At 59.7% G+C, this 1,098-nt stretch carries 1 protein-coding gene; it reads right to left on the bottom strand.

The genetic code is table 11. From position 1 onward, the window contains the following. Positions 1-1,098 (bottom strand): conjugative transfer relaxase/helicase TraI domain-containing protein (locus KH286_RS09575; protein WP_278617870.1); only part of this gene is annotated, 1,098 nt, incomplete at both ends.

The following is a 1,098-nucleotide window of genomic DNA, read 5'->3' as shown; positions in this document are numbered from 1 at the left end:
GTATCGGGATTGTCGCGGGCCATTCTGACGCCCTCCCCCATATTCCCGGCCAGCAGGCTTTCACCGTTGCGGCTGTTCTGCAGCGCCACGAACCGGGCGGCGTCATTGCCCATAATCCTTCCCTCTCCGCCGATAGCCTCCAGCCGTCCGTCCCTGTCGGTCAGCGGGCTGAGCCAGATACCGGCGGCTTTCCCGTTTTTATCAAATGCCGGCAGTGCCACATGCGGTTGAGGGTACTTTTTCCCCGGAGAAATGAATTTTCCCGGTGAACTTCCCTGTGCCAGACCGGACTGCTGCAGGGCTGCCCGGCCAGCGGCGGTTTCATCCAGTGGCCTTGCCCGACCGAACAGCAGATCTGCGCTTTTCACCGCCCGGTCGTTACGGGGTTCAAGAATATCGTGCGCCGTCGCTTTCTCAGGTGAATGCTGGATGGCCTTTATCCAGCCCTCACGCCTGTCGGTATAGACCTGCACATGCTGTTTCATGCGGGACAATCCCACGTAAGCAGACTCGAAGCTGGCCATTAGTTTTCGCGCCCCCACCATACCCTCCAGCGCGATGGCATACGGTTCGCTGGCCCCCTGGGCGCCGTGAGCCGTGATGGCGTAGGCGAGGTCGATATGCTGCTGTGCTTCATCCGCCTTCGGGGTCAGCGTGCGGGTGTTTTTGCCATCAGAAAGCGTGACACTGTCACCCGAAACAGACTGCACCTCCCAGACGCTGTTGGCCACATAGCCGCGCTCCGGGTCACTTTTGCTGAAGCGCATTCGGTCCCCCTGAGACACGGTGATCTCTTCCTGGCGATAGAGCGTCACACCTTCTGCCGATGCCTCCCGGGGTGAGATATATCGCTCCTTTCCTTCACTGTCAGTCAGGGTGATTAGCTGATTATCCTTATCCACTTTGCTGATACGGTGGTATACGTTATCAACCAGCGCCACCGCCCCCTTGTGAGCCGTCCAGGTCGACAGTTTGCGCAGTTCACCGTCACGGATGTTGCTCGTGACCAGCACCGGCAGGGTGATTTCCTCTTTGCCGGTTTCCCCGTTCTCCCGCCGTGCGTCATGGATCAGACTGTTCAGCGCCCGCCGGTCCTTA

Origin of the sequence: Veillonella parvula, assembly GCF_018378075.1 — a bacterium.
In the GTDB taxonomy this organism is placed as follows: Bacteria; Bacillota; Negativicutes; order Veillonellales; family Veillonellaceae; genus Veillonella; species Veillonella parvula_K.
This window is presented reverse-complemented; position numbering and strand designations above follow the sequence as displayed.